The following is a 21479-nucleotide window of genomic DNA, read 5'->3' as shown; positions in this document are numbered from 1 at the left end:
GCGCTTTTACTTAACGACTTATTAAATCTAGAGAAGATAACAGTATCTGCTCTTTAATTTAATTAATAGCTAGCTTGTAACGTTAGACCGCTATAAGCACTATAGCCACGAAGCATGATGTAGTAAGTACCGCCTGTGCCAGAACTTAAGCTACAGCTTTCATTGTTACCGTTAAGGTAAGGGCGGCACTCATAAGTGCTTGTTGTAGGTGCTGCACCTTGACGCACATATAGGTCTGCATCACCAGAACCACCTGATGTATTAACGTTCAGTGTAACACCTGCTGGTACATCAATAGTGTACACAACTTCAGAGTTACGTGATCCAGAAAGGTCAGTTACTGGCACACCATTATCAAGGCAGTTTGCTCCACAGCCACCACCTGTAGAAGTTTGTGCTACCAGCGATACGCCAGAGTACGCACTATAACCACGAACCATTACATGCCATGTGCCTGCAGCTGGGTTATTGAACGTACAAGTTTCTTCATTGCCATTTTTGTAAGGACGACAGCTATACGATGATTGTGTTGGCTTAGTACCCTGTTGCACATAAAGGTCTGCATCACCTGTACCACCAGACATATTGAATGATACTGCTGCCGTATTCGCTGGCACTTCAAATGTATAGAAGTTTTCTGTGCCCGTAGCACCTGAAATGCTTACAGCAACACCGTCTTCTAGCACTGGATCTGGGTCAACTGGGTCTACTGGACCACCATCACCAGCTAGGCTGTAAAGTAGTTCATTTGGTGAACCTGATTTAGCATCAGTAACCTTATTTTTCGAGCTACGGCTGCTTAGTAACGCGTCAATTTGGGCTGGTGTTCGAGAGCTGTCTTCATCTAGATAAAGTGCAGCAACACCTGCAACGTGAGGTGCAGCCATTGATGTACCACTGATGGTATTAGTCGACGTATTAGAGTTGTACCAAGCTGACTTGATGCTTGAACCAGGCGCGTAAATATCTAAACAGCTACCATAGTTTGAGAAGCTTGAACGGCTGTCACTACTCGTTGTTGAACCAACGGTGATTGCATCTGCTGCACGTGCTGGTGAGTAATTACACGCATTTGAGTTATCGTTACCTGCAGCAACAACAAAAGTTAAGCCTGCAGCAACCGCAGAGTTAACCGCATCATCAAGTGCTTGTGATACGCCACCACCTAAACTCATGTTTGCAACCGATGGGCCTGACGCATTGTTTTTAACCCAATCAACACCTGCAATTACACCTGAATTTGTACCAGAGCCAGAACAGCCAAGTACTTTAACACCAACGATATTAACGTTTTTAGCCACACCATATTGGCTACCACCAATTGTACCCGCAACGTGCGTACCATGACCGTTACAGTCAGTTGCATCAGCATCGTTATCTACGAAATCATAACCATGTGATGCACGACCACCAAATTCATTGTGAGTCGTTAAAACACCAGTATCGATTACATAAGCGGTAACGCCTGCACCATCAAAGTCATAATGATAGTTTGAGTTAAGTGGCAACGAACGTTGATCAACACGATCTAAACCCCAAATCGCATTTCCTTGGTCAACATTAGTTGCAGCAAGAGGTGACACACTCACGATCTGATCTTGCTCAATGTAATCAATATCAGGGTTATTAAGAAGGTCTTGAACTTGAAGTGCAGATGCATTCACAACCACACCGTTTAAAGAACCAGCAAACTTACGTGATACATCTACGTTATATTTATTAACGAGAGTTTGGCTGGCTTGCTCAGCATAACTTGCTACTGCATCAGCGCTTTGAATATTTAAAACTGAAGGGGTTTTAAATACTACAATGTATTGATTTGGAATGGCTTTACTTGCAGAAACTTGTTTAAGCTCTGCTTGAGCTAAAGCTTGACCAGATACAATTGCACCGATAGCAAATGCTAGAGTCGATAATTTACGCATAATGATTCCTTTTACTTTGTTGTTTGATTAAAAATCACTCAAACCATAGCGCAAGGAATCTTAAAGATCACATTTTATTTACATAAATTTAAACTTTTTCATCTTGAAATTCGTACCTATAACTTTACATTTAAGTATTTTATTCACTAGATTCAATCGTTTAATTTAATAAATTTGACACAATTAACATTGTTAAATTTTAGTTACAAACTAGGCAAAAGTGGCTTCCACCAATATGTTTGTACAAATTGCTTGTCTGAATTGAAAATTTCTCCAGTTATTGGTGTTCTAATCACTGCATTATGCTCATCCGCCGCTTTTGACACTCGCTCCAATGGTTCGAACCATGCATGAAATGCTAAATCAAACGTGCCATTGTGCACCGGCACCATCACTTTACCTTGTAAATCAAGGTGTGCTTGTAAGCTTTGCTCTGGTGTCATGTGAATATCGGCCCAGTCTTTATCATAAGCGCCCGTTTCAATGAAAGTTAAATCGAATGGACCGTATTTCTCGCCAATTTTCTTAAAGCCCTCAAAGTAGCCAGAATCACCGCTGAAATAGATGCTTTCTTTGGTGCCTTTGATCACCCAAGAACCCCACAGGCTTTTATTGCCATCCGATAAAGCGCGACCAGAAAAGTGCTTAGTTGGGGTAAAAGCGACCAATGCATTATCTGCTTGTAGTTCTTGCCACCAATCAAATGACAACACTTTTGAAGGCTCAACACCCCAGCGCGCTAAGTCAGCTTCAACCCCTAAAGGCACTAAAAACTGCTTGGTTTTATCGGCCAGCTTCTTAACGCTCGCTTTATCTAAGTGATCATAATGGTTATGTGAAATAAGTACTTTATCTATCTCTGGTAGCTCATCAATGCTGATAGGCGTTTGCTGAAAACGCTTAGGACCCAAAAAACTAAATGGCGACGCACGCTCTGAAAATACCGGATCAAGCAGCCAAAATTCACCATAAACTTTGAGTAATATTGACGAGTGTCCTAGCTTGACCATATGGATTCGATCATTCGAAAGTGCCTGTAACTGTTCTGTACTTACAGCTTTCATAGGCAGTGGCTGCTCTGGCACTGCATGTTTTTTCTCTTCAGTGATATAGCGACCGATTAGCCCTAGCATTTTGCCAAAGCCATTCGCTTCCATGATGTCGTCGTTATGAAATTTACCATTATGGTAATGGCTCGACCCTTGCGACAAAGTTGAATCTTGTGTTGCTAACTGATTATTCACTGAACATGCTCCCACTGTTAAAGCAATAAAACCTACACCTAACCATTTACTGATTTTCATAATGCACCAAACAAAAGTAAACTACACGGTGTAGTTTTTCACTAAAGACATAAAAAGTAAACTACTGAGTGCAACTTTTTTAATTTGGATTTAGAATAAGGCGGTTATCGAGAGGAAAATTATGAAGTTATCTGATCAAAAAAAATTGCACATTTTAGCTGCCGCAGAGCAATTGTTTTATGAGCAAGGCGTCGATGCCACCAGCATGGACGACATAGCTAAGCTTGCCAAAGTATCAAAACGCACGGTCTATAATCATTTCGATACTAAAGATCAGCTGTTTCACGCGATTTTATTCAAAATGAAAGACGAGTTAATGGCGACAGAAGCGGTGATTTTTGACCAAAGCAAACCCTTGCATGCGCAATTACAGCTCATTGCAGAGCAAGAAGTACAGCTACTGACTTCAGACAATTTCTTGCGCATTGCGAAAATTGCCTTTATGCAGATGCTAAAAGATCCAGAATTAGCCTCACAACTTGGTAGCAACAAAGTGGGCTGCATGACTTTTATTGAGACCTTCTTGAAAGATGCCGCCGACGCGCACGCATTAGACATAGATGACATTGAATTTGCATCAAAACAGTTTCTTTTTCAGCTTAAGTCGTTTATTTTTTATCCGCACTTATATGGATTCGAAAAGCCGACTCCGACACAACAAAAACATATTATCGAACAAACAATTACTATGTTTTTAGCGCGATATGCAAATAAATAACATCTGAGGTCAATATGATAAGAGCAATGACACGAGCAGATTTTTCCGCATTTTGGCCAACTTTTCAGCGTATCATTCAAGCCCAAGAAACTTATGCCTTTGACCCAGACATGAACGAGTCGAGCGCATATTCACTATGGTGTGAAGCGCCGCTAAAATCTTTCGTTTACGAAGAGCAAGGACAAGTTCTGGCGAGTTATTATTTAAAAGCCAATGCCATGGGGCCAAGCTCACACATTTGTAATTGCGGCTATATGGTCTCACCTTTGGCTGCAGGAAAAGGAATAGCAAGACATCTTTGTGAGCACTCTCAAGAAATCGCCCGAGCGCTTGGTTTTAAGGCCATGCAGTTTAATTCTGTGGTCTCAACTAATACCGTTGCGGTATCGCTTTGGCAAAAGCTCGGCTATGAGGTTATTGGCAAAATTCCAAAAGCCTATAACCACCCGAAGTTAGGTTATGTTGATAGTCTCATTATGTATAAGTGGCTGAGCGATGAATAATACCAATCCTAGAGGATTGATATTAGCCGCAAAACACCCTTAAACAATAAACTTATTCAACAAGCTTTGCTGCGACTTCACGTCCCCCAGTAGTTGTTCATTGGCGGTGATCTGTTCGTGCGCAAAACTATCTACTTGCTGGCTGATATCACGAATACTAATGGTGTTTTTATTAATATCTTCAATTACCACACTTTGCTCTTCAATGGCCGCGGCAATTTGAATATTACGGTCCATAATTTCTTTTACTTCGTTCGATATAACTTCTAAAGAATCACTGGCAATTTGTGTATGTTCAACACAGCGATTTGCTTTGTCTTTACTTTCATCCATCGCCGTTTGTACTTGCGAAGAGTAATGCTGAATTTGCTCAATCATAGATTTAATTTCAGTCGTCGATTCTTGCGTTCTTGATGCCAATGTACGCACTTCATCGGCCACGACTGCAAAACCGCGACCTTGCTCACCCGCTCGTGCAGCTTCAATTGCCGCATTAAGTGCTAACAGGTTTGTTTGCTCTGCAATGCCGTTAATAACAGAAAGAATTTGCTCAATGTTATTACTATAAGAAGCCAGTTCACTACTGAGCTGCTGAGCCGAACTAATAGACGCCGACAACTGCACAATATCTTGGGTTGTTTTTGCAAAGACCTGTTTGTTCTCATCTGCTGTCTTATTTACCGCGGTCACAGAAGTCGCTGCATCTTGCGCGCTTGCAGCTATATCGGAAGACGTTGTGCTCATTTCATTCATTGCTGTCGCTAAATTATCTATCGACAAATATTGCTGATTGAGAGACTCAGATGACTGCATTGATAACTGAGAGGCATGATTACTTTCGGAGGTGATATTCTCAGCTTTGTGCTTAATGTCTGACACCAACTGTTGCAAATAAGATAAAAACTGATTGAAGTTATTAGCCACAACCCCGCATTCATCTTCAGTGTGCACATTTAAACGGCGAGTTAAGTCACCGCCGCCACTGGCGATTTGGCCAATTGCACTTTCTAACGTATCAAGTGGGCTCAATAAATGTTTAGCAAGTTTTCTTAATAAAAATACGCATAGCGCAATGCTAAATACCGCAAAGATAAATGTGCGACTGGTAAAAGTAGACAAAGACTCATAAACCAGTGACTTATCGAGTAACACCGCCAAATACCAATCAACCCCAGCACTGTCATCGAGCGGTAAAAAGTAAGCCAGCTTATCTTCGCCTTGATGACTCAACTCTAGAATTTCGCTTTGTCTATTTGGACTAAGTTCGTACACAGCTTGGCTAGACTTGCCATTTAAGCTGGCATTGGGGTGAGTAATAATAGTGCCTTGTCCGTCTACAATAAACGCAAACCCCGTATTGTTGAAGTTAATGGTATTCACGCTATCGGCGATGGTTTGCAAAGATAAATCGCCGCCTATCGCGCCTTTAAAACCAGCGCTATTTACCGACGTAACAATAGAAACCAGAAGTTCTTTTGTAGCCGCATCAACGTAAGGCGGTGTAAACACAATTCCTTGAGTATTTTTAGCTTGCTGGTACCAAGCGCGCTCTCTAAAGTCGATCTCAGGTGGATTTACGCGATTTTTGTTATTAGAGCGAAGTCCTCGTTCATCTGCTAAGGTGCCAAACACCAATAAAAATTCATTTCTTAGGGCATTATTTTCGAGGGATTTCTGAAAATTATCTTTTGAAAAGTCGGCTTCAAGCTGATGCTTAAGAATGCGAATTTGTGCAGCTTTTCCAGCCATCCAATTACTGATACTACTACTGAGTAAAGCGGTATTATCGACCACATAGGCTTGTGTTTTTTGCTTTAAGCTATTCTCAACCAAAATATATGTTGAAAGCGCAAGTAGCGAAATTACCACAAATACTACAACCCCAGATACCACCGAAAACTTAGACCTAATCTTCATTTCTCAGCCTTATTTGAATTCTGCAAGAAAGCCGTCAGCATTGTGTAAATATAAACTATACTGAAAAAAACACGCACTTTTGCAGAGAATTCTTATGAGAAGCATCGCTTATGTCGCCGCCTTGTTAAGTCTTATCTATGCAGTAAACGTATCAGCAGCTTCAAATACGCAAGACGAAATAGCCTTGCTAAAAGCGCAATTAAAATTATTGCAGCAAAAAATAGAAGCCCTTGAAAAAGCCCAAGCAAATCACCCGGTAGCTAAAAAGTCAGCGCCAAAACCGAGTATGGATAAAACAAGTAAGGCTAAGTCTGGCAAAGACCTAAAGTTTTACGCCACCATAAGGCCTACTTACGGCTATATTGATAATGCCGGTGAAAGCACCATTGATGTCCGAGATGCGTTATCGCATATGGGCATTAAATCGACCCACCAATTCTCGAATGAATTTAAAGCCACACTACATGGCGAATGGGGCATAGATTTATCTAACAACGGTGACTTTGGAAAAGCAAGGCAAGTATATGTTGCACTCGACACGCCCCTTGGTGAGGTAGGCATAGGTAAACAACGCCCCGCACAATACTTATATATTGCTGAGTATATTGATATTTTTAATCATGCCAGTAGTCCATTTGCCTACGACCCAGAGAGCATTTTCTTCGTAAACAACTTTCTCACCTACTCAAAACAATTCGGTGATTTTACCTTTAAAGCAGGCGCACAATACGATGGTGAAAATGGCGATAATTACTCAGATTTATTTAACACAGGCCTAAGTTACGATGTCGATAACCTACACTTGGCGATGACTTATCAAAACAACCAAGTGTATGACGGCGAAACACACTTAGGTGAGAACAGCATTTTAGCCTTCTCAGGCGCCTACACTTTTCCATCAGACCTCTATATAGCCGTAGGTTATCAAGATAAAAATTATGATCGCATCACAAGTAATGACCGAGATGGCTCAACATTCGATATCTCATTAGGTTACCCAATTACCAAACACTACAAATTGAAACTCGGCTATTTTGATTTTGACGACGGCCAAGATAGTAGCGGAAATGGCTTTGACGGTTATAACGTCACGCTTGAGTGGCTGCCCGCTGACAAACTTCGCTTTCATTTAGAGTATTTAACCAAAGACTTTGCCAATAATTCGGGGTTTGATTCTATTTCTGTTGGCTTTAGATATGACTATGTAAAGTTTTTAGATGAATAAGTTACGCTTAGTGTTAGCACTTTTGATCAGTGCAATTTTTTCTGCGCAGGTTCATGGCACCTCTGATTCACCAATAAAGGTAAAAATTATTGTCGATGAAGCCTACCCACCCTATAGCTACGCCATTAATGGCCAACCCCGGGGGATTTATATTGAGATGATCAAAAAAGCGAGCCAATTACTGATTGATGAATACCAAATTGAATTCGAATCAATGCCATGGAAACGCGCACTCAAAGAAATAGAACTAGGCCATGCTTTTGCAATTCTCCCCCCTTATATCCATCGACAGGCTAGACCCTATATTGGCCCTTATTCGGTGTCATTGTTAACCGAAAGAGTTGTTGCTGTTTGTAACAAGCACATTTCGCTAAAGTCGGTTTTTCAAGGCAAAAACGCGCTGCAAAGCAAACCACTTAATATTGGTATAAACGCAGGCTACCTTATGTTTACTGATAAATATAAAAAACTCATTGCCGAAGAAAAAATTAAGGTCTGGGAAAACAAAAGTACTTATGCCAATTTACACAAGCTGATTGATGGCAAAATCGATTGTTATGTAAATGATAGTCGCGCAATAGAGCACAACTTAGCAAAATTCCCTGAAATGGATATAAGTAATTTTAATGAAGAAGACGAGCTCAGCCGACAGACTGCCCATATCGGCTTTAGTAACAGTCCTCATGGTAACTTTCCCTACAAGAGCGACTTTATTAATAAACTAAACCTCGCCATTGGCATGGTAAAAGAACAACATAAAAAGTATCAAGATTAAGGCTGAGTTAATTTTACATTCTATCTAATCCTGTGTTTAATTAATTCATTGTCAGCTTTATAGTTGTATTTCTGTTTTGGGCAACACAAATTTATGATCAGATTTTTTTGTTTTTGTATTATCACCTTTATTTTAAATGCCCAAGCCATTGCCAGTGAATTGCGCCCTCTCAACGTGATGTTTTTAAATCCAGGCCATCCCTCAAATAATCCCACGGGTTACTTTTGGCCTAACGTGAACTATTTCATGCAAGAAGCTGCTGAAGATTTAGACATCAACCTAACCACCATTTATGCCAATCGTAATCATATTCTCATGAAGTCATTTGCTAAAGATGTAATCAAGCAAAAGCCTGACTTTGCGGTTTTGGTGAATGAAAAAGGGGTGGCGATCCAACTCGTTGAAGAAATCACCAAACATAAAATTCAAGTATTTATGTTACTCAATGACCTCTCAGATGAAGAGCTTAGCTCCCTTTCTGCAGAACAAAGACAATATTACGCGGGCAGCCTGATCCCGAATAATTTTGATGCAGGCTTTTCTTTAGCCGAACAACTTCATGATTCATTAATTACAAATAAAACTGCACACGGTAAGGTCAATGTGCTTGCTCTTCATGGTGACACAACCTCTCCTGCTTCTGTTGCCCGAGCAGAAGGACTTAATAGCTTCTTGAATTCTCACCCTGGAGTGCGCTTAATTGATAACACAGTTGCAAACTGGTCAAAGCAACATGCTTATGAAAAAGTAAAAGGCATTTTAAAACATCAAAAAGTCGATATTATTTGGGCAGCCAATGATGCCATGGCCTGTGGGGCAACCTCCGCAGTAGCGAGTTACAACTTATTACCAACAATACGAATTGGCGGCATAAACTGGGATGACGATATTCCCGAGGGCAGATTAGCCGTGTCTGTTGGCGGTCATGTCACGCTAGGCGCTTATGCCATGGTTATGATCAAAGAGTTATCTAAAGGAAAAAGGCAACCTGAAAGAGTTGAGCATTCGATTTTTCAACACAGTAACATCAAATCCTACAAAGCCTTCATGTCAGCATTACAGCAAAAACGCTTTAACCATTGTAACTTTGCCGACTTCTTAAGCGATTCAGACACCAAGCGCACGTTTTCTATCGACAATTTGATTTGTGAGTAGTAGTCATCAAAGACTTGGGCTGAATAAGTCTTGGTTTAAATTACTGAGGGTAATAGGCCCAAGAGCAAAGTATATGTCTAAAGTTAAAGATGGTTACAGCACACTCACCAGAAAATATAGCCAATTGGGAGCCCACCATTTATTTTCAAACCGTTAAATAACCCATTACTAATTATCTTTAGCTACCAAATGGCTATATACCTTAACAACCCTTGCCTTTTCAGTTTCAGTTTTTGCTTTGCCAATTAACTTTTCAAATAATCCAGGCTTAAGATTTAAACAGTTCTCACCTTCAAGATAATAGTTATAAATAAAGTCTTCACTTATATCAATGGTATTGCGTATCCCTACAAGATACTCAAGATCGAATAAGATCACTGTGTTGTCATTTAAATTATCATCATACTTTACAAAATGCTCTTTGAAGTCGCCAGGTATTGAAGTTATATATTCAATAATTTTCTTGAACTCATCTACAACTAAAGCGTGAAAGAGTGAATCGTTATGATTCTTTTCAAACATTGTTTTTGTTACCAGCGAATAAAGTTTCGAAAGCTCGTGGGTATGTGGAAACATAGTCCCACTCAATTTCAAATATGCTTTAAAAACAACTTCTATATAAAACAATACGTTATTAAATAACGCAGGAGATAATCTACTCAAATATCCGAAATTATAACCATCCACATCGTACGTATTTTCATTTCCTGCAATTTCAATTGCTTTATCAATGACAAGAGACAATACGGTATATTGATTCACACAAGCGTTGACTAGATTATTGTTGGTTTCTTTGTCTTTTGCGATTAACCCATATGTACTTATCCATACGAATCCAAATTCACTCTCTGAAATATGTAAATTACGGCTTTTGTTAAAATAGAAATATTTTTCCCTGAACTGTTCTTCCTTAATATTTAGATATACAAGCAGTCTAAGAAAAAAATCTCTATCTTCGAATTTGAACGAATTCGAAAGTAACGGTCCATTTTCAATTCTATTAATCAAATAGTCCAAGTCATCTTGATTAGAGATCGTAATAAATTTTTCGTTATCTTCGCTCATAGTAAAATTATTTGTTTCCTTTCGTTCACCAACACCCAAAGCGAGGTGTATTTATGCGGCCACCTGATTTTAGTTACAAAAAACTAATGTCAGAACTTCCATTTTGCATGTTGATGAAGGCTATATCAACGTTCTGCCCTCACTCACAACAGCCAACCTAAAAACTAATTCTAAATCTCCATTTTACTACTCCCACATTTTGCTCGTCTACACAAGGCAAAGCGAGCCTGCCTAACACAATGCCTAAACCTTGCTTTTTAGTTTTACGCTGAATGCGCTTTAACAATTAATAAGGTCTAGTCTTGCATTTTGTAACCATGGAAAACAGAAACAGCAGACAACACACTTTCCCCTTGTATCACGCCTGAAAATAAGTAATTGATGAGTAATGCGATCGCATGGATGCGAGCCAAGCGATGATTTCGCCAAGGATGGCGAATACATCGCGGTTACGTTCACAACAATTAGTTATTTGAAGATTTAGCGAGATATAGGGGCGCCGTGGGAGTCCAGAGGGCGGTAGGCGGCAGCCGCCCTTTGGTTGCCGTCGCCAATGCGACAACAAACCAACACTCCTTTTAAATAATGGATTCTTGCAATTTGAGTGGAGGCACGGACGCCGACAGGCAGATGCTTCAGGGATGAATTACTGCACTATGTCGAATTGAATCACTTAGCGCCCTTTGGTTGCCGTCGCCAACGCGATATCAAACTAATCCCCCCTCTAAATCTCCATTTTACTAATCACCACACCATTCTCGTCGGCATACACCCAATCATCTTCTGACACCTCTGCACCGAGTAAAGTAAGTGAGCTTAGCATACTGCCTAAGCCTTGCTTTTTGGTTTTACGCGGAACGTGACCCAGCGCCATGACACAAAAGGGCAATGTTTTTAATATTTCTACATCACGAACACAGCCGTTTACGATAATGCCTGACCATTGATTTTTAATGGCAGATATAGCCAGGTTATCGCCAAGAAAAGCAAATGATTTAGAACCTTGTGCATCAACAATTAAAACTTTATTGTCACCCGGTTGCCTTAAACACTCGCCAACTAGGCTGTTATCTTCAGGGCAGTGAATAATCACGGCTTGGCCTTTCATATAGCGTGATTTACCAAAGTGTGACAAGCCATGCTCCATAACTTGCAAAGTATCGCCATATTCATCGTACAGATCTGGGGTCGTAAAAACAGCCATGTTTAGTTCCAATTTAGATTTAATTAGCATTTACTTAAGCAGTTAAAGTTGCAAAATAACAATCTCTTAGGCAAATAGCCGCTATTCATAAAATGCATATTATTGATGTGTACAACGGGCTTCTAATGTGAGCTCTTGCTCAGAAATTTGCGTGATGGTTTCGAGGTAACGGGCTTTAATGGGTAAGTCTAATTCTTTGGCATAAATTTCATCTATGGCATTTTGTAAACGCAAAACAATACCTTCAGGCACAGCCTTATTTAACGCCAAGTAATTGCCCCCTAAACGAGGATCGCTAATCACAAATGCGGGAGTCACTTGATCTTCTCTCAATCGGTAATTTTGAATATGAAACCGTAAGCTATTTGCCGAGGCAATAAATAAATCTAGCTTACCTTCTGTGAAGGCCCTTATTTCGTCAAATTTTTCCGAAAAAGGAATGTAGTTTATATGCTCCTTGAATCCCCAATGCTTGAGGATTTCTTCATAAGCATCGCCTTTATGTAAACCCACGGTGTAGTTTGCCAACTCTTGTTTATTTGATATATGCACATCATCTCGGGATGCAAGCTTATAAAAGCAGGCAGGACTTGAGATAAGAGGACCAACCCATTGATACTTTGCTTCTCGACTGGGTAATCTTGAAGTCGAAACCAAGCCACTCTTTGCATCTTTAAGGCTCAATGTCATTGCCCGGTTCCATGGGTATAAAGCAAACTCACACTTTATATCGGCGATATCGCAAGCCATAGCAACAATATCGGCATTCACGCCAACAACCTTTCCCTTATAAATGTAATTGTAAGGAGGAAACTCCTCAGTGTAGATGGTCAGCATGTTTTCTGATGAGAAGCTATGAGCTGAGCAGCAGAGCAGTAGCAAAGCGAGACATCTTAAACCCATCAAACAACACCTTAGATAAAAAATAACATTATGAAAAACTCATATTTCAAGTTTGTGTCTAACTAAAGCATAGAAAGAAAAAAGATAATTGCCATTTTCAAAATGTATTTCGAATATTGAAAATGGCATCAGAAGTGAGAGATTTAAAAACTAAAAGTACGACCAACGGTGAGTAAAATGGTTGAATCACCATAGGTATCAAGGTCTGTGTCTTCATAACCTAACGATAAGTCCCAGCCACTGACAGAGTAATTACCTGTCACTCGCCAATGTACGTAGTCATCATCAGTTCCTTCCCAGGTCCATTTATCATCATCCATACTCATAGAATAATCGATCCCTACATCAATCGAGAATGACTCGTTAATAGGGAAGTTATGAGTCAGCATCACAATGCTATGACCCGCTCCAGTACCAAAGTAGTCCCACGCATACCAAAAGTTAAGATTGGTATTGCCATAGTTAAACTTGGCATAAGCCTCAGCATAATTGTAACTGGAGCTCACATCTGCGCCGTGATAAGTGTATTGCGCAATACCTACATCAAGATTAAGAACTTCACTTAAAGCTGTGTAATAGCCAACATAACCATCAAACTCAATATTGGTATCTTCGCCAAAATCTACATTAGAACCCCAGACACCTGCATACCACCCTGTGTCTCCCGACCAATCAAAACTGGCCTGAATGGCTGGATCTTCTTGAGTTTGGCTTACCCCATTAAACAAATAATCAGACACACCGGTTACTGTAACAGATGTGTCTGCTAGCGCAGGAAAAGTACATAAACAAAGTGTGTATAAAGTCAGTTTTTTCATGGTTTAACTCAATAATAAATTTCCCTTATAGACTGAGATTAGTACAAAAATTTCCACTGTAAATAAATTGAATAGACAATTTCCAAAACAGAAACACTTAACCTTTAAGTAACATTAAGCAATACCTTGTTGTTAATACCAAAATATCTACACTGTTATTGACGGTAATACTTAACCCTGTTTTTATGTGCTTTACGCTTAATCAACCTGAAAATATATAACCATATACTAATATTGAAATATAACTTCCCCAATCGCCCCGCTCGTCGGGGCATTTTTTTGATTAAAACGAAAAGACAGCAAAGACCAACACGCTCTGATTTTCCTGCAGAAAACGTATTTGCTTTGGCGAACACACTCACAAAATGTCTTTTTTTGTCGTTTTTGTGTTTTAAACGACGCATTTCATCACGTTATTATAGGCTTAATCAAAGAGTCTAATTTTATAGAACAACTTATATGACCATCAAACAAGTCTATTTCATCGCCGACGGCTTTCAAGCCCTTGACCTATTTGGCCCGCTTGATGCTTTTATGGAAACGAACAGCATTCAAGCCAATGCCTATCAATGTAAACTATTAGGGATAAGCAAACAGCCTGTACAAACCGCTTACGGACAAAGCCTGTCTGTCGATTACTGTCTGAGTGATGACTTTGAGTATGACGATTTGATCATCTGTGGGGGCACAGGCATGCGTACCTTGCAACTAACTACTAAACAACTCAATGCGCTTTCTGACATAGCAAAAAAAGCAAAACGCGTCTTTAGCATTTGCACAGGGGCGTTTATTCTCGCCAAACTCTTTGATGATAAAGCCCTGACGATTACAACACATTGGCGTCATTGTGAAAGCCTAGCGAAGCAGAACCCAAATAAAACCGTCACGCCTGATCCACTTTTTATTCGCGATGAAAATATCTGGTCATCAGCCGGGGTGCTTTCTGGTGTTGACTTGGCACTAGCAATTATTCGCGAAGACTATGGCAATAGCATGGCTGCTAAAGTCGCCAAAGACTTGGTGGTGTATCTGCAACGAGCAGGTTCACAGCAGCAATATTCAGATATTTTAGCACTACAATCCGGTGAAAGTTTAAAGCTCTCGCCATTAATTGATTGGTTAAGTACACAATTAGATAAGTCTGTCACCGTCACCCGTATGGCCGAGTTTTGCAGCTTGAGCGAGCGACAACTCACTCGACTATTTAAACAGCATCTTAACTGCACGCCGAGTCATTATTTTCGGGTACTCAAACTTAATCACGCCAGAGATCTATTGTGTGAAGAAAACATCAGCCTGCAGTTTATCTCTCAAAAATTAGGTTTTAACAATTACGACAGTTTCCGCCGTGCTTTCATAAAGCAATTTGGCCTCTCACCTTCACAGTATGCTAAGGGCACTCACGCATGAAATTCGTTTTTAAATCACTCGTAATCGCCTTGTGTAGCTTTGCCACCTATGCGAACACACTTTCGACTGAGCAACAACAAGCTTGGCTAGAAGACATTAACTTTTATGAAAACCAAGTCAGAACCAAGCATATTGAACCATTTCATACCCTTGCTGAGAGTGACTTTGCTAAACTTTTGAAAGAACTCAAACAAGATTTACCACTACTAAGCGAGCCGCAAGTAGAAGCGCGGCTAATGGCGATAACAGGTGCTATTGGGGACGGACACACTAACTATTTTATGATGTCAGGGCCTCACCAGCACTTTCCGCTTAGGTATAAGTTCTTTAATAAAAAACTACGTGTCATTGATGCAACTAAGCCATATCAGCACCTTATCGGCGCTGAGCTCAAAACCATCAATGGCTTAACTGTTGAGGCACTCTTTGAGTTAATCACACCTATGTTGCCTGGCGTCGATAACCAATTTAGTGCCAAAACCCGCTTTGAATTTTATTTAACCCTACATAAGCTGTTATTGGGTCTGGGTCTTGTAAAAGAGAAAGCTGCGGCACAATTTGTATTTGAGCTTGAGGGCAATACGCTTAGCGAACAAATAACCCCAGTTGCGATGAGTGAATTTGCCAAACTCAGTTCCGCTTTTAAAAATCACACCGATAAATTAAATAAGCTAGATATTGGCATGCCGGGTGTAACTCTAAGCTTGTTAAAAGAGAACAAAGTCGCTTACTTTGATTTTAACGCCTACCCCAGTTTTGAGCAGGTCATTGCTGAGTGCAAAGCACTGCAAAAACAATTAATGGCTGCGAAATCAAAGTATTTGATTATCGATTTCAGAGGCAATGGCGGCGGCAATTTTTACACTGGTTTGGCTTTTTCATCTTGCCTGTTACCTATGGACCAATTTGATTGGAAAACAGGTGTGTTTGTTCTCACAGATGAACACACATTCTCTGCGGCAATGAGTAACACCGTACAGTTTAAACAAATTCTTAATGCGCGAATTTTTGGCACGCCGACTGGTGGTGATCCAAACAACTTCTCCGAAAGCCATCGCTTCGTTTTACCTAACTCGAAAAGGAAGTTGAGTGTATCAAAACGCTATTACCCGTTTCTTTTTGACGATACAGATGCTGTCTACCCTGATATTTTGATTGAAACTTCATGGATAGATTATCAGCAGGGCAAAGACCGTGTACTCGCTGCCGTGCTGGCTGAAATTGAAAAATAGGAACAATACATGCTTGAAATAAAACCTAATTGCGAATGCTGCGATAAAGCTTTACCAGCCGATTCAACGGAGGCGATGATCTGTAGTTATGAATGCACTTTTTGTAGACACTGTGTAGAAATTAAGTTTGATAATGTGTGTCCCAACTGCGGTGGCAACTTTGAAGCAAGGCCTATTCGCCCTGTAAAAGTTCGCTGAGCAAACATAGTAAGGGCTAGCACAATCTTTTAATTGCACTACAGAACATTGAACTGATTTCTATTATTGCGAGCAAAGTATTTATGGTTACAATGAAGATTAAGTACTGCTCGCAAAATTTATAAAAGCGAGTAAAGATATATCAAAGGAATACTCGTGGAAAGACAAGAAACGCTGGTACAATATTTCACAGATCATGACGGATCCGCCCCTTCACCTGAGCTTGCAAAACACCAGAAAATGGTAAATAGCCCATTTCAGTTTTTACGCGGCTCAGCGCCACTTATGTATCGAGATATCGCAAGCCAAGTTATTCAGCTTCCAGAAGCTTTATCAAACCTTCCTCTTACGACCATTATGGGCGACTGTCATACCAGTAACTTTGGGTTTTTAAGCGAAGAAGGCTCCCACGGTGAAACCGTGGTGTTTTCACCGAATGACTTCGATGATGCCTGCTTTGGCCATGCCAGTTGGGATCTATTCCGATTTTTAGTTAGCCTACCACTTGCGCATGCCGAGGCCGCTCAAATTCAGGCAGAGTCTGAGTGTGAAAAATTCAAAGCAAAACCCCTTGCTGATGAACAGCTAGTACATTCAGCGCAGCAAGCTTTTTTAACGGCTTATATCGAAACTTGTGAGCGTTCATTACAGCAGAAAAACAATAGTCAAACCGCACTCACTGAATTTTCAAAAGGTCATATTTTGTATAAGCGCTGGCAAAAAGCGCTCACTAGAGTAGTCGGTGGCGAAGCCTTTATGACTAAAAGCACCTTGGCTAAAGAAGTTGATTTAGTGCAATGGCGATTTAAACAAAACCCTGAAAAGTTTATTCCTTTGCCTGATGACATCTATGAGAGCCTGTACATGCAATTCAGGCCTTTTATGGATGATGAAATACTCGACATCGTCATGCGTCATAACGCGGGCACAGGCTCAAATAATTTAGGCCGCTACTATGTTTTAGTGGGCCCGAGCCAGCCCCATGATGCAGCTAAAACGCATATTGTTGAAATAAAACAGCAAAGAGAAGCGGCTCCCATAAAATACTTTCCAAAGGTATCTGTAAACAATCGACTCTCTGCGGCGCATTTAACGGTAAATTGTCAAAGAAAAATGCAACGCCGACCCGACTTAATTCTCGATGATGCAATTTGGCAAGACAAACATTGGTTACTTCGCTCACGCCACCACGCCCGCGTAGGCATTGATTCTGAGCACTTTATGTTAGGTAAAAGAGCAGCTGAAAAAGGCGGCGTTATTCAATATGCACTGAGCTGTGGCGAAGCGCTGGCACTCGCGCATATGCGTGGGGATCGCCGCTCTGTGGACTTTCAATCTGCAATTGTTGAATGTTTGCCAAAACAAACTCAGTCACTAATCAAAGCCGCAAATGGATACGTTCAACAAGTGAGAGAAGATTGGCTTATTACTAAAAATTTAGTTGAACAGGCACTCAGTAAAAAACTCCAATGATTGGTGATTAATGACTCATTGTTTAATAAAGAAAGATACCTCTAATTTAATCATTACTCATCAAGCACCTAGTGTCGATGAGTTTTTGCTTTTGCGTGAAAAAATAGGCTGGGCTAACCCCGCGCATGAGGTAGCTCAGTTAAGTTTAGACAACTCGCTTTTTCATGTGTGTGTTCACAAAAGCGCTCAGCTTCTAGGTTATGGCCGAGTCGTAGGCGATGGCGCTATGTATTTCTATATTCAGGATATTATGGTTAACCCTGATTTTCAGCAGCAAGGCATTGGCGCTCAGATAATGAACCAAATTGAAAGTTTTTTAGAGAATACAGCTCAATCAGGAGCCACTATTGGCTTATTTGCGGCATACAACAAAGAAGCCTTTTATGAAAAGTTCGGCTATTGCTCAAGAACCGGGGTGCCTTTAGGCTTGGGTATGTGCAGATTTATTAAATAAGCCTGCGACTTTCATAGCGTTAAACACCCTGCATTGCGAACTGTCAATCCCCTTTACACCTAAGTTTTAAAGCGACCAACTAAGGCATTTAGCCTTATTGCCAACTCAGATAAGTTTTGTGCATTACTTTCTGCTACAACCGATACTTCCGCGACTTCATCTGCAACCGTTTTAATATCAACCACATTACGATTGATATCTTCAGCTACATGTTGCTGTTCTTCAGCAGCGGTGGCTATTTGTGAATTCATATCACTGATCAAATCAACTGAGTCGGTAATTGAATTAAATGCCTGTTGCGCTTCTTGTGTGTAATCGACTGTCTGACTTGACGTTTGCAAACTCGACTTCATTTCTTGAGAAATACTTTGCGTCATCTGACGAAGTTTAGAAAGTTGCGTTGAAATTTCTTCTGTTGATTCTGATGTTCTAACCGACAGCGCCCTAACTTCATCAGCAACAACCGCAAAACCTCGACCTTGCTCTCCCGCTCTCGCCGCTTCAATGGCTGCATTCAAGGCGAGTAAATTAGTTTGCTCTGCAATGCCACGGATCACATCTAAAATAGAGGTAATGCTTTCACTTTCATTATCTAATTGCTCAATATTTGCCGCTGAATCGCTCAGCGTTCGGCTTAAGCTCTGCACACTATCTACCGTTTTCTCAATGACTATTTTACCGTCTGTGGCTGCATCTTTGGTTTGATTAGCTGAATCGGCCGCATTTGCACAACTTGCTGCCACTTCATTCGCCGTAGCGGCCATTTCATTGATTGCCGTTGCAGCCTGCTCTAAGGCCATTTGCTGCATTTGAATAGAGTTGCTTAAGTTTTGTGAAAGTGCTTTGGTTTTGTCTGAAGACTGATTAATGCTACCAGAACTATCGTTTATTTCATTGACTAACGCCGCAATTGAACCTAAAAACTGGTTAAAACTATTAGCCAGCTTACCGGTTTCATCATTACTGCGAATTTTCAACCTTTGGCTCAAATCGCCTTCACCTTGAGATATTTGCTCAAGACCATCGGTTACCTCAATGATTGGGTTTGAAATTAATCTAGCCAAATACACGCTTAAAGGTGAAAGCAACAATAGCAACACAATACTGACGACTACAATAATCCATGTCATCGCATTTGCAGATGCCATTACTTCACTCTTTTTAAGCAAGCCTACAAACTTCCACTTTAATGTTGGCGATGTATAAATATTTGCGATATACGTATCACCATCAATATCAATTTCAGACTGCCCTGACGATTTTGCAGATAAGGATTGATATAAATTGTTAGACGCTTGAGAAAAAGCTTTAAAGTTGTTTTTTGGATGCTTTGCATCGACCAAAATAGTACCGGTATCTTCCACTAACACCAAATAACCGGATTCTCCCAACTTTATGTTCTGAATAAGCTCAGTTAATCCTTTTAAAGATACATCCATCCCGGTTACACCGAAAGGTTGGCCGCTACTGTCTTTTATTGATTTAACCGTTGAAACTATGACCGCATCATCCGGCTCCCAATAATAAGCGTTTGTTCTGACGGGTTCTGAATTTGCTTCAAGGCCTGTTTTAAACCAAGGACGGGGGCGAGGGTCATAATTTGCGCTTACACTGCCTTTTGGCCATTGGGTGTAACCCCCCTGTTGGTTTCCCATATAAATATAAGCAATGCCTGGATGAGAAGAGCCAAATTGATTAAACAAATCAAAAATATTAGCCTCAATAGCGCCATTTTGCTCTGGGGTCATTGTTTTCTCAGAACTACTCGACATATAAGTCGCAATACCTGAATGACCTTTTTTTACATCTGGATGTTGTGCGATGTACATAACATCTTTACTAATCTCAGAAAAAAACATTGAGATAGCGTTATCTACCTGCTCAACCTCGCGAGTGTTCGCAGATGAGAAGTTATCAAACGCTTGCTGTCTTGCTTGAGTAACCATAATGACGGCAATAATCAAAATAGGCACAGACAGAGTTGCCAATAACGCCCAAATAAGCTTTTTCGAAATCGACATAACATATTCATGAAATACTATTTTTATAAATATGGTCAGCGCATTCGGTTACGTCAAGTTGACAATTTAAGCTATCATTATTGCATTGTGTTGCTGTTTCATGGGCAAATTATGCGTAAATATAGTTTAATGATATTGACCCCTCTCCTGATACTTTCAACAGAAACGATAGCCGATGTCGGATTTGCTGGCGGCTTTTGGATAAATTACAGCTATGATGAAAACAGCTATGACACCAATTTAGGCGACCAAGCACTTATTTTTTATTTAGATAAAAAAGAAGATAAAACCAGCCCTTGGCATTATTCCGCAGAACTTAGACTTGGTCCCGGCGGATTCTCAGATCCAGACAACAACACCACTGACTCTGATTATGTTTTGCATAAAGCCTGGGTAAGCTATGACTTTAGTGAGGCTCACAAGCTAATTATAGGCAAAAGCCAACTGCCATTTGCTTGGAAAACAGCCAATTTCTGGCCCGGCGATATGTTTTTGGCAGCTTATGGCGACCAAATGGACGTTGGCTTAAAGTATCAAGGCAACTTTAGTAATACATCGATTCAAATTGCTTATTACCCAAGAGACGATTGGCGCAGTACCTCTACTGACAGTACCGACGATAACAGGCACTGGGGAAGCCGCCAAACATATAGAAAGCTGAATACGCTTGTTGGTGATTTCCAGTGGCATATTTCTAATTCACATACCTTAGGGGTTTCAGCCCAAACCGCAGAGCTTGAAGAGTTTATAACGGGCAATAAGCAAACGGATGGTGAACATCAAGCGATGACAGCCTACTACTTAGGTAATTTTGAAAGCTGGGGGTTAAAACTCAGTTATATCGATGGTGAACGCCAGTTGCCGAATGCCTATTTCACTGCCAACAACTTACCCAAAGAAATTAAAAACACCAGATACAATGCCGAATTGAGTTATCAAATGGGTGATTGGACGTTTTTGATAGATGCAACGTTTGCAAAGTCTGACACTTTAGGTGGACTAGATTCGACAGTTAGTGCTTGGGCACCAGGCGTAAGATATAACTATGGCCCAGGCTGGGTTTATTTAGAATATCTCAACCAAGATGCTTGGTTTGACCGAGATATGCGGATCAACAAAGGCGACTTTGCCGCTTGGTATTTAACATTAGATTATTATTGGTAGTGCCTGAAACATAAG

At 40.5% G+C, this 21479-nt stretch carries 19 protein-coding genes; 11 read left to right on the top strand and 8 right to left on the bottom strand.

Features of this window, described 5'->3' with window-relative positions:
- Nucleotides 1–62: 62 nt before the first annotated feature.
- Both ACH784_RS20635 and ACH784_RS20630 read right to left on the bottom strand, forming a co-directional pair.
- The gene (locus ACH784_RS20635) at nt 63–1925 is read right to left on the bottom strand and encodes a S8 family serine peptidase (RefSeq protein WP_404395607.1); all 1863 of its coding nucleotides are present in this window, start codon (nt 1923–1925) and stop codon (nt 63–65) included.
- A 203-nt stretch (nt 1926–2128) separates the two neighbouring features.
- Nucleotides 2129–3229: an MBL fold metallo-hydrolase gene (locus ACH784_RS20630; RefSeq protein ID WP_404395605.1), complete on the bottom strand. Its 1101-nt coding sequence runs from the start codon at nt 3227–3229 to the stop codon at nt 2129–2131.
- Nucleotides 3230–3350: 121 nt separating this feature from the next.
- On the opposite strand from ACH784_RS20630, the gene ACH784_RS20625 reads away from it, so the two are divergent.
- A complete protein-coding gene (locus ACH784_RS20625; protein WP_404395603.1) occupies nt 3351–3947 on the top strand; it encodes a TetR/AcrR family transcriptional regulator in 597 nt (198 codons plus the stop codon).
- A 14-nt stretch (nt 3948–3961) separates the two neighbouring features.
- The gene (locus tag ACH784_RS20620) at nt 3962–4450 is read left to right on the top strand and encodes a GNAT family N-acetyltransferase (RefSeq protein WP_404395601.1); all 489 of its coding nucleotides are present in this window, start codon (nt 3962–3964) and stop codon (nt 4448–4450) included.
- Between the two features lie 39 nt (nt 4451–4489).
- Here ACH784_RS20620 and ACH784_RS20615 read toward each other — a convergent pair whose 3' ends face one another.
- Nucleotides 4490–6367 (bottom strand): methyl-accepting chemotaxis protein, encoded by a 1878-nt coding sequence (locus ACH784_RS20615; RefSeq protein ID WP_404395600.1) that lies wholly within the window; start codon nt 6365–6367, stop codon nt 4490–4492.
- Nucleotides 6368–6461: 94 nt separating this feature from the next.
- Between ACH784_RS20615 and ACH784_RS20610 the strand changes: the two genes are divergently transcribed.
- From ACH784_RS20610 to ACH784_RS20600, 3 genes are all read left to right on the top strand, one after another.
- Complete coding sequence (locus tag ACH784_RS20610; protein WP_404395598.1) at nt 6462–7592, top strand: porin; 1131 nt, start codon at nt 6462–6464, stop codon at nt 7590–7592.
- Entirely contained in the window at nt 7585–8367 is a 783-nt protein-coding gene (locus tag ACH784_RS20605) for a substrate-binding periplasmic protein (protein WP_404395596.1), read from the top strand. The genes ACH784_RS20610 and ACH784_RS20605 overlap by 8 nt, the downstream gene beginning before the upstream one ends.
- A 93-nt stretch (nt 8368–8460) precedes the next feature.
- The gene (locus ACH784_RS20600) at nt 8461–9522 is read left to right on the top strand and encodes an ABC transporter substrate-binding protein (protein WP_404395595.1); all 1062 of its coding nucleotides are present in this window, start codon (nt 8461–8463) and stop codon (nt 9520–9522) included.
- A gap of 168 nt (nt 9523–9690) precedes the next feature.
- On the opposite strand, the gene ACH784_RS20595 is transcribed toward ACH784_RS20600, so the two are convergent.
- The 4 genes from ACH784_RS20595 to ACH784_RS20580 all read right to left on the bottom strand — a co-directional run bounded on the left by ACH784_RS20595 (nt 9691) and on the right by ACH784_RS20580 (nt 13512).
- Nucleotides 9691–10587 (bottom strand): hypothetical protein, encoded by an 897-nt coding sequence (locus ACH784_RS20595; RefSeq protein WP_404395593.1) that lies wholly within the window; start codon nt 10585–10587, stop codon nt 9691–9693.
- Between the two features lie 724 nt (nt 10588–11311).
- Nucleotides 11312–11791, bottom strand: a complete 480-nt coding sequence (gene rraA / locus ACH784_RS20590) for a ribonuclease E activity regulator RraA (RefSeq protein WP_404395591.1) — start codon at nt 11789–11791, stop codon at nt 11312–11314.
- A gap of 99 nt (nt 11792–11890) precedes the next feature.
- Nucleotides 11891–12694: a substrate-binding periplasmic protein gene (locus tag ACH784_RS20585; RefSeq protein ID WP_404395589.1), complete on the bottom strand. Its 804-nt coding sequence runs from the start codon at nt 12692–12694 to the stop codon at nt 11891–11893.
- Between the two features lie 143 nt (nt 12695–12837).
- Entirely contained in the window at nt 12838–13512 is a 675-nt protein-coding gene (locus ACH784_RS20580) for a TorF family putative porin (protein ID WP_404395587.1), read from the bottom strand.
- Nucleotides 13513–13971: 459 nt separating this feature from the next.
- Between ACH784_RS20580 and ACH784_RS20575 the strand changes: the two genes are divergently transcribed.
- From ACH784_RS20575 to ACH784_RS20555, 5 genes are all read left to right on the top strand, one after another.
- On the top strand, nt 13972–14922 hold the full coding sequence (locus tag ACH784_RS20575; RefSeq protein WP_404395585.1) for a GlxA family transcriptional regulator: 951 nt from the start codon (nt 13972–13974) through the stop codon (nt 14920–14922).
- Complete coding sequence (locus ACH784_RS20570) at nt 14919–16154, top strand: peptidase S41 (protein WP_404395583.1); 1236 nt, start codon at nt 14919–14921, stop codon at nt 16152–16154. Before ACH784_RS20575 ends, ACH784_RS20570 begins: the two co-directional genes overlap by 4 nt.
- Before the next feature lie 9 nt (nt 16155–16163).
- Nucleotides 16164–16352, top strand: a complete 189-nt coding sequence (locus tag ACH784_RS20565) for a DUF1272 domain-containing protein (protein ID WP_404395581.1) — start codon at nt 16164–16166, stop codon at nt 16350–16352.
- Between the two features lie 156 nt (nt 16353–16508).
- On the top strand, nt 16509–17825 hold the full coding sequence (locus ACH784_RS20560; RefSeq protein ID WP_404395580.1) for a DUF2252 family protein: 1317 nt from the start codon (nt 16509–16511) through the stop codon (nt 17823–17825).
- 10 nt (nt 17826–17835) lie between these two features.
- Entirely contained in the window at nt 17836–18279 is a 444-nt protein-coding gene (locus ACH784_RS20555; RefSeq protein ID WP_404395579.1) for a GNAT family N-acetyltransferase, read from the top strand.
- Between the two features lie 59 nt (nt 18280–18338).
- Here the strand turns inward: ACH784_RS20555 and ACH784_RS20550 are convergent, their stop codons facing one another.
- Nucleotides 18339–20300 carry a methyl-accepting chemotaxis protein gene (locus ACH784_RS20550; protein ID WP_404395577.1) on the bottom strand — a complete coding sequence of 654 codons (1962 nt, stop codon included), beginning with the start codon at nt 20298–20300 and terminating at the stop codon, nt 18339–18341.
- Between the two features lie 111 nt (nt 20301–20411).
- Here ACH784_RS20550 and ACH784_RS20545 point away from each other — a divergent pair, with 111 nt between their 5' ends.
- A complete protein-coding gene (locus ACH784_RS20545; RefSeq protein ID WP_404395575.1) occupies nt 20412–21464 on the top strand; it encodes a hypothetical protein in 1053 nt (350 codons plus the stop codon).
- Nucleotides 21465–21479 lie beyond the last annotated feature (15 nt).

The organism is Pseudoalteromonas phenolica (genome assembly GCF_044788725.1).
GTDB classification, from domain to species: domain Bacteria; phylum Pseudomonadota; class Gammaproteobacteria; order Enterobacterales; family Alteromonadaceae; genus Pseudoalteromonas; species Pseudoalteromonas phenolica_C.
This window is presented reverse-complemented; position numbering and strand designations above follow the sequence as displayed.

Bases quoted from the DNA above. Each gene is read 5' to 3' on its own strand.
- ACH784_RS20605 (WP_404395596.1), top strand. From the start codon at position 7,585: ATGAATAAGTTACGCTTAGTGTTAGCACTTTTGATCAGTGCAATTTTT.
- ACH784_RS20615 (WP_404395600.1), bottom strand. From the start codon at position 6,367: ATGAAGATTAGGTCTAAGTTTTCGGTGGTATCTGGGGTTGTAGTATTT.
- ACH784_RS20600 (WP_404395595.1), top strand. From the start codon at position 8,461: ATGATCAGATTTTTTTGTTTTTGTATTATCACCTTTATTTTAAATGCC.
- ACH784_RS20580 (WP_404395587.1), bottom strand. From the start codon at position 13,512: ATGAAAAAACTGACTTTATACACACTTTGTTTATGTACTTTTCCTGCG.
- ACH784_RS20610 (WP_404395598.1), top strand. From the start codon at position 6,462: ATGAGAAGCATCGCTTATGTCGCCGCCTTGTTAAGTCTTATCTATGCA.
- ACH784_RS20625 (WP_404395603.1), top strand. From the start codon at position 3,351: ATGAAGTTATCTGATCAAAAAAAATTGCACATTTTAGCTGCCGCAGAG.
- ACH784_RS20570 (WP_404395583.1), top strand. From the start codon at position 14,919: ATGAAATTCGTTTTTAAATCACTCGTAATCGCCTTGTGTAGCTTTGCC.
- ACH784_RS20565 (WP_404395581.1), top strand. From the start codon at position 16,164: ATGCTTGAAATAAAACCTAATTGCGAATGCTGCGATAAAGCTTTACCA.
- ACH784_RS20585 (WP_404395589.1), bottom strand. From the start codon at position 12,694: ATGGGTTTAAGATGTCTCGCTTTGCTACTGCTCTGCTGCTCAGCTCAT.
- rraA (WP_404395591.1), bottom strand. From the start codon at position 11,791: ATGGCTGTTTTTACGACCCCAGATCTGTACGATGAATATGGCGATACT.
- ACH784_RS20620 (WP_404395601.1), top strand. From the start codon at position 3,962: ATGATAAGAGCAATGACACGAGCAGATTTTTCCGCATTTTGGCCAACT.
- ACH784_RS20635 (WP_404395607.1), bottom strand. From the start codon at position 1,925: ATGCGTAAATTATCGACTCTAGCATTTGCTATCGGTGCAATTGTATCT.
- ACH784_RS20555 (WP_404395579.1), top strand. From the start codon at position 17,836: ATGACTCATTGTTTAATAAAGAAAGATACCTCTAATTTAATCATTACT.
- ACH784_RS20545 (WP_404395575.1), top strand. From the start codon at position 20,412: ATGCGTAAATATAGTTTAATGATATTGACCCCTCTCCTGATACTTTCA.
- ACH784_RS20595 (WP_404395593.1), bottom strand. From the start codon at position 10,587: ATGAGCGAAGATAACGAAAAATTTATTACGATCTCTAATCAAGATGAC.
- ACH784_RS20550 (WP_404395577.1), bottom strand. From the start codon at position 20,300: ATGTCGATTTCGAAAAAGCTTATTTGGGCGTTATTGGCAACTCTGTCT.
- ACH784_RS20575 (WP_404395585.1), top strand. From the start codon at position 13,972: ATGACCATCAAACAAGTCTATTTCATCGCCGACGGCTTTCAAGCCCTT.
- ACH784_RS20630 (WP_404395605.1), bottom strand. From the start codon at position 3,229: ATGAAAATCAGTAAATGGTTAGGTGTAGGTTTTATTGCTTTAACAGTG.